Here is a 14,763-nt window from a genome sequence, read left to right on the forward strand (position 1 = left end):
GTGCCGGCGTCCCGAGTGAAGCAACTCACGGCAACCCGGTGGCGGCGCAGTGGCGCCCCACCGCGACCGGCAGGGTGTGAGGAATGAACTCGTACGGCGATCCCAGTTCTGCGCGCGGGCGTGCCCAGTACCCGGGCCCGGACGGCGACCCCGGACCGGGCGCGGACGACGCGTACCGCCGATCCGGTGGCGACTCCCGCGGGAGCGGATGGTCCGCCCCGGAGCCGGCAGCGTCTCCCGGTCGCGCCTCGGTGACACCGCGGGCCGCCGGTGGGCGTGCCTCGGTGGGTGCCTCGGCGGCGGTGCCACCGCGCGCCGGATCCGCCTCGGTGGGTTCGGCCGCGCCGGGACGGGCCGGGCGGGCGTCGGTGCCGGTGTCGCCGGCACCCGGCGTGGCCGCCGGTCGTGCCGGCGCGGGCCGGGCCTCGGTGCCCGTGTCCCCGGCGCCGGGCGCGCCGGCCGGTCGGGCCACGGTCGGCGCCGCGTCCGTCGGCGCCGCCTCGGCGGGCCGGGCCAGTGTCGGGTCGGCATCCGTGGGTGGCCGGGCCGCGGTCGCCCGGGCGAGCGTCTCACCGGTCTCCGGCGGCCCGGGTGGCCCCGGTGGGCCTGGCGGGCCGAACGGTCCGGGTCGCGGTGGCCGGGGCGGCCGTGGTCCGGGTGACCCCGGCGCGGCGGCCCGGGCGAAGAAGCGCAAGCGGATCAACCTGCTGATCGCCGGGTTCGCGGTCTTCATCATGCTCGCCGGCGTCGGCGTGGTCGGGTTCACCTACTACTCGACCAACGTGGTGCTGCCCGACGAGATCACCCCGCCGCAGGCGACCACCCTGTACGCGTTCGACAACACGACCCCCATCGCCAAGGTGGGCGATCAGAACCGCACCCTGGTCACCATCGACCAGATTCCCGAGTGGGTGCAGAACGCGGTGGCCGCCGCCGAGGACCGGAACTTCTACCGGCACTCCGGTGTGGACTACAAGGGCATCGCCCGGGCCGGCTGGAACAACCTCTCCGGCGGCGACAAGCAGGGTGCCTCCACCATCACCCAGCAGTACGCGCGCAACGCCTACGACAACCTGAAGGACGACACCTACGCCCGGAAGGTGAAGGAGGCGATCCTCGCCTCCAAGCTCAACGACGAGTACACCAAGCCGCAGATCATGCAGCACTACCTCAACGTGATCTACTTCGGCCGAGGCGCGTACGGCATCGAGGCGGCGGCGCAGACCTACTTCGGTAAGCCGGTGAGCGCGCTCAAGCCCGACGAGGGCGCGGTGCTCGCCGCCCTGATCAAGCAGCCGGAGCCGAGCGCCACCCACCAGGGGTACGACCCGGCGATCAACCGGACCGCCGCCGAGGACCGCTGGAACTACGTGATCGACGGCATGGTCAAGGAGGGCTGGCTGGGCGTGCCCGGCAAGCCGGAGCGGCCCGCCGCGTACCCGAAGAACATCAAGGCCCCGAAGAAGGGCGGCATCGGGATCGACTTCGGCGTCAACACCCCGTACGGCAACGTGATCAACTACGTCCGGGAAGAGATGCGGGACAGGGGCATCTGCGTCGACAAGGAGACGCAGGTGACCGAGACCAAGCCGCTCTGCTCCCAGGCGCTGATGGCCGGCGGTTACCGGATCCGCACCACCATCGACACCAAAATCCAGAAGGCGGCGGTCGAGACGGCCCAGCGCAAGACCAAGGGCTCCGAGTTGGCGGGCCAGCCGAGCAACCTGATGGCCGCGGTGGTCGCTGTCGATCCGAAGAACGGTCGGGTGCTCGCCTACTACGGCGGTGACAACGGCACCGGCACGGACTACGCCGGCAAGAACACCGACTCCACCGGTGCGATCAGCGGCGGTCACTCGCCCGGATCGAGCTTCAAGATCTACACTCTGGCGGCCGCGCTCAAGGCCGACAAGGCCCTCGAGTCCCGATGGAAGGGCAAGGCCTTCACCCCGGAGGGCACCGAGTTCAAGGTCAGCAACGCCGGCACCGACGACCCGAGCTGCCACAACTCCTGCACGCTGCGAACGTCCACGCTCAAGTCGCTGAACGTGCCGTTCTACCACGTCACCGAGGAGATCGGCGCGGACAAGGTCGTCGACATGGCCAAGCAGGCCGGCGTCACCACCATGTGGCGCACCGACACCAACCCGGCGAAGGCGTACGACCTGACCAAGGCCGACCCGAAGGACATCACCCCGGAGCCGTTCTTCAACGTGGTCGGCTACGGCCAGTACCCGATCACCGTGCTGGACCACGCGAACGGCGTGGCCACCTTCGCCAACGGGGGTGTCTACAACAAGGCGCACTTCCTCTACTCCGTGGAGAAGCAGAACCCGAACACCGGCAAGTGGGAGAAGGTGGCCAAGGGCAGCGAGAAGCTCAACTCCCAGCCGCGCATCGACAAGGACGTGGTCGCCGACGTGACATCGGTTCTGAAGGACTATCCCGCCGCGGTCAACCACCGGCTCGACGACGGCCGTAAGGCCGCCTCCAAGACCGGCACCTGGGAACTCAAGGGCGACAGCTCCGACAACGGCGACGCCTGGATGATCGGCTACACGCCTCAGTTGGCCACGGCGGTCTGGGTGGGCAACGTGGGGAACCGTAAAGCACTCAAGCTCAAGGACGGCCGCCCGGTCAGCGGTGGAAACCTCCCGGGTGACATCTGGGAGCGGTTCATGAACGAGGCGCTGAAGGACAAGGACAAGGTCGACTTCCCGCCAGCGGCGAACATCGGCGATCCGGAATCCGGCAACGGTGAGGCGCCGCCTCCGCCCCCGCCCCCGACAGGCGGTCTGCCGGGCCTGCCGGGTCAGCCGGGTCAGCCCTGTGATCCGCTGACCAACCCGTTCTGCCCGCGCACCGACGGCAACAACGGTGGCAACAACCCGAACGATCCAGGCCGGCCTGGAACAGGCGGCAACGGCGGCGGGCTGTTACCCAGCCTGCCACCGACAAACCGGGACTGACCGCAGCGCTGCACGACGCCGCCGCCGGCCGGACGACCTGTCCGGCCGGCGGCGCCGTTTCCGTACCCGGATCCGCGCGCCGGGACGGGACGCGCACCCCGGTCGTACGGCAGGATGCCTCTTCATGAGCACCCAGTCGACGCCCGGCATCGACGACGCCGGAACCACCGACCACCCGTCCCGCTCCGACGGGTTCGTCCGCGGCATCTCCGGCATGATCGGTGGGCCCCTGGGCGACCACGCGACGGCACTGGACCGGCCGGCCGGTGGGGAGCGGCGGTTCTGGACCGCAGTCCGGATCGTGCTGGCACTGGTCTGCCTCACGCTCGCTCTGCACTGGGTGCAGAAGTCGCCGTGCCAGGACGGCGCCTGGCAGGACAACGAGCAGTACACCCGGTTCTGCTACACCGACGTGCTCGCCCTCTACTACGCCGAGGGGCTCAACGAGGGCAAGGTGCCCTACCGTGACCACCCGGTCGAATACCCGGTGCTGACCGGCTACTTCATGGGGGCGCTGGGCCTGCCGGTGCACGCCCTCGGCGACGGCGACCCGAGCATCAACCAGGGCCAGTGGTTCTACAACCTCAACGCCCTGGTGCTGGGCGCGCTCGCGGTGGCCACGGTGGCGGTGATCCTTGCGCTGCGCCGTCGACGACCCTGGGACGCCGCGTTGTTCGCGCTCGCCCCGGCGCTGCTGCTCACCGCAACCGTCAACTGGGACCTGCTCGCCATCGGGCTGGCCGCGTTCGGCCTGCTTGCCTGGGCCCGGAAACGACCGGCGGTAGCCGGAGTGCTGCTCGGCCTCGCCGGCGCGGCCAAGCTCTGGCCGCTGTTCCTGTTGGGGCCGATCCTCATCCTGGCGCTGCGGGCCGCCCGGCTGCGCGCCGCGCTCATCGCCGTCGGGAGCGCCCTCGCCGCCCTGGTACTGGTGAACCTGCCCCCCGCGCTGGCGTATCGGGAGAACTGGGACCGGTTCTTCGAGCTGAACAGCACCCGGCCCATCGACTGGGGCACGCTCTGGTACATCGGGCGCTACCTCGACGGCAAGGTCGGTGGCGACCCCGCCCGGCTCGGCCCGTTCGAGTGGCTGAACGCCAACATCCCGACCCTCAACACCGTCTCGTACGCCCTGTTCGGGCTGGCCTGCCTCGGCGTGGCGGTCCTGGCGCTGCGGGCGCCCCGCCGACCGCGGCTCGCCCAGCTCGCCTTCCTGGTCGTCGCCGCGTTCCTCATCTTCAGCAAGGTCTGGTCCCAGCAGTTCGTGCTCTGGCTGCTGCCACTGGTGGTGCTGGCCCGCCCGAAGTGGGGGGCCATCCTGGCCTGGCAGTTCGCCGAGGTCTGCTATTTCGTCGCCTTCTACGGCGAGCTGCTCGGCGCGGCGACCAGCCGCCCGGTCTTCCCGGAAGGGGTGTTCGTGCTGGCCTCGACGCTGCGGCTGGCCACCGTGGTGGTGCTCTGCGTACTGGTCATCCGGGAGATTCTGCATCCCGAGCGGGACGCGGTGCGGGCCACCTATGCCGACGATCCGGACGGCGGCGTGCTCGACGGCGCACCGGATGCCCCCTGGCTGGACCGCTGGCGCCGAACCACGATCAACAAGCCCGCACCCGAACCCGCGACCATCACCTGATCCACAAGCCCGACGGCCCGGTGCCGGGCGGGCTACCCGCAAACCCGCCCCAGAAGCCAGCTGCGTCAGAGCCGGTAGACCACCGCGCCGTCGATCTCCTGTCGGGTGATGCCGAGCGTGTCGACCGGGGCGTCGATCGTGATCTCCCACGGCGTCCCGGCGACCTGCCCGCGCAGCAGCACCACAGTGCGGACGCCGAACGTGCGCAGGTAGTCGACGCTGGTCTGGTCGGGGAACGACTGGGTCACCCGGCGAACGTCGTCGAGCTGGCGCGGAGTGAAGCCGCTGCCGCCGTTCACCACGTCCGGGAATCCGCTGGTGGACCAGAGCATCACGTGCTGGTCCAGGCTCTGGTTGCTGGGTAGCACCAGCAGCGGCCCCTCCACCGTGCGCAGCGCGGCCGGCTGGGTCGGCACCACCGGATGCGGGGTGGTGTTCAGGCCCTCCACGGTGACCAGCAGCAGCGGCAGCAGGGTGGCCAGGCGCAGCCACGGCCCCGGCCAGGACGGGATCCGCTGCGCGGCCAGGTCGCGGACCCGTTCGGTGAGGGCGGTGACCGCGCCCGCGGCGAGCAGGGCGAGCAGCAGCGTGGTCCAGAGCATCAAACGCCCCGGGGTACGCAACGCGTTCCAGCCGGGAGCGTGCTCGAACAGCGGAACGTAGGTGAAGGCGCCGTCGAAGAAGCGGGTGCCCATCGCGAAGGCCATCGTCAGCAGAACCCCGGCGAGGAGCAGCAGCCGGTGCCGCAGCCGCCAGACCGAGAAGAACAGCCCGCCGGCGGCCAACGCGTACAGCACGAAGCCCGGCAGCAGGGTCATCTCCGGATGCCACGGCAGCGCCGCTCGCGCTCCCTCGTGCAGCCCGCCCCAGATCCGCGACTCCGCGGGCGCGGTCACGAAGCCGGACGCCGGCGGCGAGAAGATGCTGATGTCACCGATGGTGCGCTCGGCGTACGGATGCAGCTCGGTCACCCTGAAGTACGGGATCGCCATCAGCAGACCCACCCCGGCGAAGAGCAGCCCGCCGACCACGTCGGCGACCAGCAGCCGGCGGCCGAACGGCAGGGCCTGGCCGGTGCGGAGTCGCCGCGCGTAGAACAGGACGGCCGCGACCAGCACCGCGCAGGCCAGGAAGTACGCGAACGGCAGACCGATGCCGAAGCCGAGGCTGAGTTGCCAGGCCGCCACCAGCCAGCCGGCGTAGACCCAGCCGTCGTGCCGGCGCTCGGGCCGGTAGCCGTGCCGCAGCGACCAGCCGTGCCCACGCGCCAGCATGGCCAACGCCAGCGGGATCCCGCCGTTGGAGAGCACGTGCAGGTGCCCGGCCTGGGCCAGCAACCACGGCGCGTAGGTGTAGGCGACGCCGGCGACCGCGGCGCCGATCCGGCCCGCGCCGAGCTGCCGGGCCAGCGCGTACGCCCCCAGCGTGGCGAGCGCGTGCGCCAGCACGAACATGATGTTGTAGCGCAGCACCGCGTCCTCGGGGCCGCTGCCGAGCATGCCGGCCGGGGCGTAGCCGAGCAGCGTGTCGGAGAACGCGAAGCTCCACAGCTCGGGGAAGAACGTGTTGGACTGCCACAGGCGCGCCGGCTCGGTCAGCAGGATGTGCCCGGACCAGGCCATCTGCCACGCCTGCAGGCTCGGGTCCCAGTAGTCCTGCGGGAGGGTGTAGCGCGGGTAGCGCAGCGTCGGCCAGGTCATCAGCACGGCCAGCGCCAGCGCGCCGAGGCTTGCCAGGGTCCACTCGTGGATCAGGTACCGGCCGACGGCGCGGGCCGACCGGCTGAGCCGGGAGGGCACCGGCTCCGGCGCGGAGGCGAACGCCTCCCAGCGCTCGGATCCCGCCGACTTCGCCTCACCGTCGACCTTCACCGGACCGTCTGGTTCGCCGGCCTTCCCGCCCTTGGCTGCGTCGCCGCTCTCGGCCGGATCGCCTTCGGCGGCACTGTCCTTCTCCGCGCCGTCCTTGCCCGCGCGGTCCTTGACGGCACCATCCTTCTCCGCACCGCCCGTAGCCGCGCCGGGCTTGGCCTTACTGTCCTCGGCCGCGCTGTCCTCGGCCGCGCTGTCCTCGACCGCGCTGTTCCCGGCCGAGCCGGGCTCGGGGCCGTCGTGCTTCGTGGAGCCGGGCTTCGGGTCGTCGTCCCTGGCGGTGGCGGCTTTCGTACCGTCGTTGGTGACGATGCTGGCTCTCGTACCGTCGCCGCTGACCGCATGGTCCGTGCCGGCGGCGGCGGTCGTGGTGTCGGAGGCCGTGGCGGCGCGCGCCGCCGGGGTGGGGGTGCCGGCGGCGGCCGGGATCGCGGGCCGGATCCGGGCGTCCCCGGTGGGGGTGGGCCGGGCGCTTCCGGTCCCGGGCTGGCCGGTCGTCATGCTGCCGTGCTCTCCGTCCCGAGCTGCTGGCGGAGGAAGTCGATGTCGGCGGCCTGGCCGGCGACACCGCCCGGTGTCTCGACGACCACCGGCGCGCCGGCAGCGCGGATCACCGCCACCACCAGCTCCGGGTCGATCGTCCCGCCGTCCAGGTTGTCGTGCCGGTCCTGGCCGGAGTTGAAGGCGCCCTTGGAGTTGTTGGCGTGCACCAGGTCGATCCGCCCGGTGATCGCCTTGACCCGGTCGACCAGGCCGAGCAGTTCCTCGCCGCCGGCGTACGCGTGGCAGGTGTCCAGGCAGAAGCCGACCTCGTGGTCGCCGATGGCGTCCCAGAGGCGGGCCAGCGCGTCCAGTCGACGGGCGCACGCGTTGTCGCCGCCGGCGGTGTTCTCGATCAGGACGGGGACGCCGAAGCCGCCGGAGTCGGCCGCGTACGCGAATGTCTTGCGCCAGTTGTCGAAGCCCACGGCCAGGTCGTCCCCGGCGTTGACGTGCCCGCCGTGGACGATCAGGCCCTTCGCGCCGATCGCGGCGGCCGCGTTCGCGTGCCCGAGCAGCAGCTTGCGGCTGGGGATCCGGATGCGGTTGTTGAGGGTGGCCACGTTGATGACGTACGGCGCGTGCACGTACAGGTCGACCTCGGCGGCGCGCAGCCGTTCGGCGTCCTCCCGGGGCTTGGGCGCCTTCCACCCCTGCGGGTCGGAGAGGAAGAACTGCACGGTGTCGGCGGACCGGGCGGTCGCCTCCGTCAGCGGGTCGGTCGAATCGACGTGGGCTCCGATACGCATGCGAGCGAGCCTACGTCGCGACCCCGACGGGTGGGGCGACCGGCCGGTGCGGTGTCGCCGTCGACGGCGTCACCGAACGGACCGACGATCGTTGATGGGATTGAGTCGGCGGCCAGCGCCGGTGCCGTCGACGGCGTGACCGCCGCGTACGCAACCGGTGGTCGACGGACCGACAACGAGGTCACCCCCGCCGCGCGGCCCGGCGTGGCGGGGGCGGCCCCCCGGGCACATCAGATCCGACCGATGAAGAATCTCGGAAATTTGTGCTTTTTCCCCCGACAAGGTACGAGAGCCGTTGTATCGTCAGATAACAACACGATAAAGCTCCGCGGGGCGTCTTCGGTCCAACCTCATCGGTGTGGTCGTTCCTCCCCAGGTCCCACCCAAGGAATGCGGACGGGACGCCCCGCGGCCTCGTTGACGGGGGTCCACCACCGGCCGGTGACGGTCGGACGGTGGGCCCCCGTCGGCACGTCCGGGCGCTGGCCCCACCACCACAGGCATGATCGTTCGGACCGGGTATCCTGGTCAGGTTGTCCGCGTCCGGCCGGGTTCCCCCGGTACGTGCGGGCAGCGACGCACGACCTCCTGCCACGGAAGGACCGTGGCCGCTTAGCCCACAGGAGGTGAGCACGTCTTGCGTCATTACGAAGTAATGGTGATCCTCGACCCCAGCCTCGAGGAACGCACCGTCGCCCCGTCGCTCGACACGTACCTGAACGTGATCCGGACCGCGGGTGGCTCGGTTGAGAAGACCGACGTGTGGGGCCGCCGGCGCCTCGCGTACGAGATCAACAAAAAGGCCGAGGGCATTTACGCCGTCGTCGACCTGCAGGCCACGCCTGCCGCGGTGGCCGAGCTGGACCGTCAGCTCCGGCTCAACGAGTCCGTGCTGCGCACCAAGGTCATCCGGCCGGAGATGCGCTAAGCATTCAACCCGGTTCGCCCGGATCAGCCTCCGCGGCTCTGTCATACGGCTCTGGGAGCCTGTGCGACGAGACGCTGAGTGCGCGAGGAGATGGTCATGGCAGGAGACACCACCATCACGGTCATCGGCAATCTGACCGATGACCCCGAGTTGCGGTTCACCCCCTCCGGGGCGGCGGTCGCCAAGTTCCGAGTCGCCTCGACGCCCCGTTTCATGGACAAGGCGTCGGGCGAGTGGAAGGACGGCGAGCCGCTGTTCCTCGCTTGCACCGTGTGGCGGCAGGCCGCCGAGCACGTCGCCGAGTCGCTGCAGCGTGGCGCTCGGGTGATCGTGTCGGGCCGGCTCCGGCAGCGGTCCTACGAGACCCGCGAGGGTGAGAAGCGCACCGTCATCGAGCTTGAGGTCGACGAGATCGGCCCGTCGCTGCGCTACGCCACGGCGAAGGTGCAGAAGATGTCCCGCTCCGGCGGTGGCGGCGGCGGCTTCGGTGGCGGTAGCGGCGGCGGTGGTGGTCAGGGTGGCGGCGGAGGCAACTTCGACGACCCCTGGGCTTCGGCCGCACCCTCTCCCGCGCGTGCCGGTTCGGGCGGCAACTTCGACGAGGAGCCCCCGTTCTAATGGCGCCGAGCGCCCGCGATCGCAAACCAGGAGCACGAGCAATGGCCAAGGCTGCGGCACTTCGCAAGCCGAAGAAGAAGGTGAACCCGCTCGACAAGGACGGGATCACCTACATCGATTACAAGGACACCGCGCTGCTGCGCAAGTTCATCTCCGACCGCGGCAAGATCCGCGCTCGACGGGTGACCGGCGTGACCTCGCAGCAGCAGCGGCAGATCGCCCGTGCGGTCAAGAACGCCCGTGAGATGGCGCTCCTGCCGTACACGGCTACCACCCGCTGAGAGGAGGCACCGATATGAAGATCATCCTGACTCAGGAAGTGTCCGGCCTCGGTGCCCCGGGCGACATCGTCGAGGTCAAGGACGGCTTCGGCCGTAACTACCTGCTGCCGCAGGGCTTCGCGATCGCCTGGACCAAGGGCGCGGAAAAGCAGGTCACGGTCATCAAGCGGGCCCGCTCGGCCCGCGAGATCCGCGACCTCGACCACGCGAACGAGGTCAAGGGTCAGCTCGAGGGTCTCAAGGTCAACATGAAGGCCCGCGCCGGCGACGGCGGTCGGCTCTTCGGCTCGGTCACTTCGGCCGAGATCGTCGACGCCGTCAAGGCCTCCGGTGGCCCGGTCCTCGACCGACGCCGGCTGGAGGTGCCGGGTCACATCAAGTCGACCGGCACCTACCCGGTGAAGATCAAGCTGCACCCCGAGGTGACCGCGTCGTTCAACCTGAACGTCGTTCAGGGCTGACACCAGCGACACCACCACGAGGGCCCGTGCCGAGCGATCGGTGCGGGCCCTCGTGCGTACCGTCGTCGGGCCCGCGCCCGGTCAGCCGATCGCCTGACCGGTCACCGCGCTGATCAACACCGTGGAAAGGCCCCCGCCCACCACCGCGGCGGCGAGCGCGATGGTGGCCGAGCGCCACGTCGTACCGACCCGACGCAGCAGCGCCGCCACCACCAGACTGCTCACCAGCGCCAGCCCGAAGCGGGGCGAGCCAGCGAGCAGCGACTCCAACGCACGCGACCGGGGCGAGTCGCACCCGCCTCCGCTGATGTCGGTGACGCACCCGGCCGGTGCCTGGCTGTCCAGGGTCAGCAACCAGACGAAGACCAGCACCGCCGGCAACAGGTAACAGGCGGCGGTGTACAGCAGCGGCCGGATGGACCCACCAGGATCCGGGTCCAGCAGGTCGTCCTCCAGGCGCCGCGCCCAGCCGCCCGTCGCCACGGACTCGACCCGCCGGCGCACCGAGGCCACCCCCACCGGCGGTTGGTCCACCCGACGTCGTGGCCCACCACCACGGGGTACGGGAGCACCACGCGGTACGGGAGCGCTCCGCGGGCGAGGGGCGGTGTAACCCACCACCGGTGACCGGGGTGCCGACGTCGACAGATCCATCCAGCGTGGGTCGTCACCGGCCAGCCGAGTGCCGGACCAGAACCGGTCGTCCCCGCTCGGCGGCCAACCCTCGGCCGCCACCGACCGGTCGGAGCGCGGCGCCAGCGTCCGGTCCCACTGGTCGTCCTCGACCGCGGACCGCTCCCACTGGCCGGTGCGGTCGGACCGTTCCCAACCACCGACGCTCTCCGCCTGCGCCCACTGCCCACTCAGGTCCGTGCCATCCGCCTCGGCCACCGGCGGCCACGCGTGCACGCCCGAGGCGTCCCACGGGTCCACCGCCGGCGCGTACGACGGGTCGGGCTCGGGCGCAGGGTCGGATCCGCGCTCCCACGGGTCGGCCGCCGGACGGGTCCAAGACTCCTCCGCACGACGGCTGCGCCGGGTGGGCCGGTCCGTTTCCCAGCGGGGCACCGGCTCGGCCGGGGCGGGCTCCAGGTCACCGCCGGACCAGATCACCTGCGGGCGGCCAGCGGGCGCACGCCGGGGACGGCGGTCCGGGACCGCGCCGGAGACCGGCTCCTCCTCCGTCGAGTCGGCACGCCGGCGGCCGGCGTACCCCTGCTCCTGTGGACGGTCGAGCGTCCACTCCCGGGTGTGGTCCGAGTCGGGCGCCGCGCCGAGCGCCGGTCGCTCCCGCCAACCCGTCTCACTGACCAGCCGCCGGGTGCTCGTCGTCTCGCTGGCCCGCCAGCCGGCTCCGGAACCCGGCAGCTCGGGCTCGGCCTCGTCGTCATCCGGGGCGGCGTGACGGCCACCGCCGTCCGCGTGCCGGACCCCCGACTCCAGTGCCCACCGGGGCAGGTAGGCGTCGACCGGCTCGTCCTGCCCCCGATCCAGTGCACGCCGACGGCTGGAGGTGCGAAAGCGCCCGTCCTCGTCGTACGGGTCGACCGGAAGGGGTGGCACGCGCTCACCCCACGAGGCGGTCGGCTGGCGCTCGCGCGGGCTGCCCTCCCCGCGTCCCCAGTCCCGGTAACTCACGGCCGGAGTGTGACCCTTCTGAACCGAAAGCGTAATCCGCTGTCCAGGTGTAGCCGTTCGCTGGAGATAGTACGGGACGATCGTGTCACAGGCCCGACCGAAATATTCTCCTCCACAGGCTGGGGACCGCATATCCGCAGGTCAACGAGGTATGGCCCGGAATTCCCCAAGCGTTGTCCACAGGCTGTGCACACGCTGCGCACATGCTCGTCCACGACATCCACAGGTTGTCCCGAGGCTCGTCCACCGCCGCTGTTGAGTCGCTGACCTCGCGGTCCGTATGGTTGGCCCTCGACCGCCGGCGCGATGGCCCCCGATCGACCGGCCCGGTCGGGCGGAATTGTCGTACCGAGGCGATAGAGCTGGAACCGGATCCGGCGCAGTGGAGGGGGGACCCGTGTCGGTCACCGACGACATGCGGGCGGAGCCACGCTCCGGCGGCCAGCCGCCTGCGCAGCGCGACGGCCAGTTCGACAAGACCCCGCCCCAGGATGTCGCAGCCGAGCAGTGCGTCCTCGGCGGCATGCTGCTCTCCAAGGACGCCATCGCCGACGTCGTCGAGATCCTGAAGACCAACGACTTCTACCGGCCGGTGCACGCCACCATCTTCGACATCATCCTGGACATCTACGGCCGGGGTGAGCCGGCCGACTCGATCACCGTGGCGGCGGCCCTCGCCGACTCCGGCGATCTGGTACGCATCGGCGGCGCGCCCTACCTGCACACCCTCATCGCCAGCGTGCCCACCGCCGCGAACGCCGCCTACTACGCGCGGATCGTCAGCGAGCGGGCGGTGCTGCGCCGGCTGGTCGAGGCCGGCACCAAGATCGTGCAGTTGGGTTACGGCACCGCCAACGGCGGCAGCCGCGACGTCGACGACATCGTGGACCTCGCCCAGCAGGCCGTCTACGACGTCACGGAACGTCGGGTCAGCGAGGACTTCGCGGTCCTGGCGGACATGTTGCAGCCGACGCTGGACGAGATTGAGGCGGTGGGCGCGCAGGGCGGGATGATGACCGGCGTCCCGACCGGCTTCACCGACCTGGACCGGCTGCTCAACGGCCTGCACGCCGGGCAGCTCATTATCGTGGCCGGAAGGCCTGGTTTGGGCAAATCGACCGCAAGCATGGACTTTGCCCGGAATGCCGCTATCCGCGCCAACCAGGCGGCCGCCATCTTCTCGCTGGAAATGAGCAAGGTCGAGATCGTCATGCGACTGCTCTCCGCCGAGGCGCGGGTGCCGCTGCACGTGCTGCGCAGCGGGCAGCTCTCCGACGACGACTGGACCAAGCTGGCCCGGTGCATGGGCGAGATCAGCGAGGCGCCGCTCTTCGTCGACGACACGCCGAGCATGAACCTGATGGAGATCCGGGCCAAGGCCCGCCGGCTCAAGCAGCGGCACGACCTCAAGATGATTGTGGTCGACTACCTCCAGCTGATGACCTCGCCGAAGCGCACCGAGAGTCGGCAGCAGGAGGTCGCCGACCTCTCCCGTGGCCTCAAACTGCTGGCCAAGGAGGTCGAGTGCCCGGTCATCGCGGTCAGCCAGCTCAACCGCGGCCCCGAGCAGCGCACCGACAAGCGCCCCCAGTTGTCCGACCTGCGCGAATCGGGTTGCCTGACCGCGGAGACCCGGGTGGTGCGCGCGGATAACAACGCCGAGATCACTCTCGGTGAGTTGTTGGCTGACGGCGCAAAGGACATCCCGGTCTGGGCGCTCGATGAGAGCCTGCGCTACACCCCCCGCACCATGACGCACGTCTTTCCCAGCGGCACACGTGAGGTGTTCCGGCTGACCCTCGCATCAGGTAAGCAGATCGACGCGACGGCCAACCACCCCTTCCTGGCGTTCACCGGGTGGGTGCCTCTGGGTGAACTGTCGGAGGGGGACCGCATCGCCACACCGCGCCACCTACCGCCCCCGATGACCATTCGCCCGTGGGTCGACGCGGAGCTCGTGATGTTGGCACACCTGCTGGGCGACGGTTCCTTCGTGCGGCGTCAACCGATTCGATACGCCAGTCGCGACGAACTGAACCTGCAGGCCGTCATGGAAGCGGCGAAACACTTTGGGATCTCCGCTGTCCGGGATGACTACGCGGCGGCGAGGGTTACCACCCTCCGCCTGCCCGCGCCCTATCGGCTGGCCCGCGGTCGGCGCAATCCCATCGCGGCCTGGCTGGACGAGCTCGGCCTCTTCGGCCTCAGGTCGCACGAGAAGTTCCTTCCCGCCGCCATGTTCAACCTGCCCAAGGAGCAGGTCACCACTTTCCTGCGACACCTGTGGGCCACGGATGGCTCGGTCACCGTGAACCGTTCGGGTCGCGGCGGCCGTGTCTACTTCGCGTCCACGAGCCGCCGCATGCTCGAGGACATCTCCCGACTACTCCTCAGGTACGGCATCACCGCTCGACTGAAGGTCGTGCCTGTGGTGGGGCACCGACCGCAGTACACGCTCGACATCTCCGGTCGGGACGACCAACTACGGTTCCTGCGCGAGATCGGCGTTCATGGGCAGCGGTCAGAGGGCTGCGCTGAACTACTCGCCGCGCTGGAGTCGACGGAGAGCAATACCAACGTCGACACCGTGCCGCGAGAGGTGTGGACCAGGGTGCGAGAGATCCTGGTAGAGCAGGGGATGACCCACCGTGAGTTCGCAGAGGCCATCGGCACCCAATTCTGCGGCAGCGCCCTCTGGCAGCGCGCGCCCAGCCGCTCTCGCCTGGCCAAGATCGCTACTGTCCTCGATGCGGCAGACCTGGACCTGCACGCCACCAACGACATCTTCTGGGACGCGATCGTGTCGATCGAGTCCATCGGCGAGCGAGAGGTGTTCGACGCTACCGTTCTGGGGAAGCACAACTTCATCGCGAACGGGATCGCCACCCACAACTCCATCGAGCAGGATGCCGACGTTGTCATCCTGCTGCACCGCGACGACTACTACGACAAGGAGTCGCCGCGCGCGGGCGAGGCGGATTTCATCATTGCCAAGCACCGAAATGGCCCCACCGACACGGTGACGGTCGCGGCCCAGCTGCACCTCTCGCGCTTCGTCGACATGGCCATCGTCTGACC

10 protein-coding genes are annotated in these 14,763 nt (G+C 70.3%); 7 read left to right on the forward strand and 3 right to left on the reverse strand.

All coding sequences use genetic code 11. The features are described 5' to 3' along the window. Positions 1-83 precede the first annotated feature (83 nt). Together ACWD6N_RS13595 and ACWD6N_RS13600 are read left to right on the forward strand one after the other, a co-directional pair. Positions 84-2,969, forward strand: coding sequence for a transglycosylase domain-containing protein (locus ACWD6N_RS13595; RefSeq protein WP_450004792.1), 2,886 nt, complete (start codon positions 84-86; stop codon positions 2,967-2,969). Positions 2,970-3,093: 124 nt separating this feature from the next. Next, on the forward strand, positions 3,094-4,599 hold the full coding sequence (locus ACWD6N_RS13600; RefSeq protein WP_450004793.1) for a glycosyltransferase family 87 protein: 1,506 nt from the start codon (positions 3,094-3,096) through the stop codon (positions 4,597-4,599). Positions 4,600-4,664: 65 nt separating this feature from the next. Here the strand turns inward: ACWD6N_RS13600 and ACWD6N_RS13605 are convergent, their stop codons facing one another. Together ACWD6N_RS13605 and ACWD6N_RS13610 are read right to left on the reverse strand one after the other, a co-directional pair. Beyond that, positions 4,665-6,971, reverse strand: coding sequence for a hypothetical protein (locus ACWD6N_RS13605; protein ID WP_450004794.1), 2,307 nt, complete (start codon positions 6,969-6,971; stop codon positions 4,665-4,667). Then, positions 6,968-7,759: a deoxyribonuclease IV gene (locus ACWD6N_RS13610; protein ID WP_354967120.1), complete on the reverse strand. Its 792-nt coding sequence runs from the start codon at positions 7,757-7,759 to the stop codon at positions 6,968-6,970. The genes ACWD6N_RS13605 and ACWD6N_RS13610 overlap by 4 nt, the downstream gene beginning before the upstream one ends. Positions 7,760-8,396: 637 nt before the next feature. Here ACWD6N_RS13610 and rpsF point away from each other — a divergent pair. The 4 genes from rpsF to rplI all read left to right on the forward strand — a co-directional run bounded on the left by rpsF (position 8,397) and on the right by rplI (position 10,047). Then, a complete protein-coding gene (gene rpsF / locus ACWD6N_RS13615; protein WP_074315517.1) occupies positions 8,397-8,687 on the forward strand; it encodes a 30S ribosomal protein S6 in 291 nt (96 codons plus the stop codon). A gap of 78 nt (positions 8,688-8,765) precedes the next feature. Continuing rightward, positions 8,766-9,305: a single-stranded DNA-binding protein gene (locus ACWD6N_RS13620; RefSeq protein ID WP_172899022.1), complete on the forward strand. Its 540-nt coding sequence runs from the start codon at positions 8,766-8,768 to the stop codon at positions 9,303-9,305. 41 nt (positions 9,306-9,346) lie between these two features. Next, on the forward strand, positions 9,347-9,586 hold the full coding sequence (gene rpsR, locus ACWD6N_RS13625; RefSeq protein ID WP_013289355.1) for a 30S ribosomal protein S18: 240 nt from the start codon (positions 9,347-9,349) through the stop codon (positions 9,584-9,586). A gap of 14 nt (positions 9,587-9,600) precedes the next feature. Next, complete coding sequence (gene rplI, locus ACWD6N_RS13630; protein WP_354967121.1) at positions 9,601-10,047, forward strand: 50S ribosomal protein L9; 447 nt, start codon at positions 9,601-9,603, stop codon at positions 10,045-10,047. An 81-nt stretch (positions 10,048-10,128) separates the two neighbouring features. Here rplI and ACWD6N_RS13635 read toward each other — a convergent pair whose 3' ends face one another. Further along, the gene (locus ACWD6N_RS13635) at positions 10,129-11,685 is read right to left on the reverse strand and encodes a hypothetical protein (protein ID WP_450004795.1); all 1,557 of its coding nucleotides are present in this window, start codon (positions 11,683-11,685) and stop codon (positions 10,129-10,131) included. 382 nt (positions 11,686-12,067) lie between these two features. Between ACWD6N_RS13635 and ACWD6N_RS13640 the strand changes: the two genes are divergently transcribed. Continuing rightward, positions 12,068-14,761 carry a replicative DNA helicase gene (locus ACWD6N_RS13640; RefSeq protein ID WP_449936177.1) on the forward strand — a complete coding sequence of 898 codons (2,694 nt, stop codon included), beginning with the start codon at positions 12,068-12,070 and terminating at the stop codon, positions 14,759-14,761. The last annotated feature ends 2 nt before the right edge of the window (positions 14,762-14,763 follow it).

Source organism: Micromonospora sp. NPDC005163 (assembly GCF_053599835.1).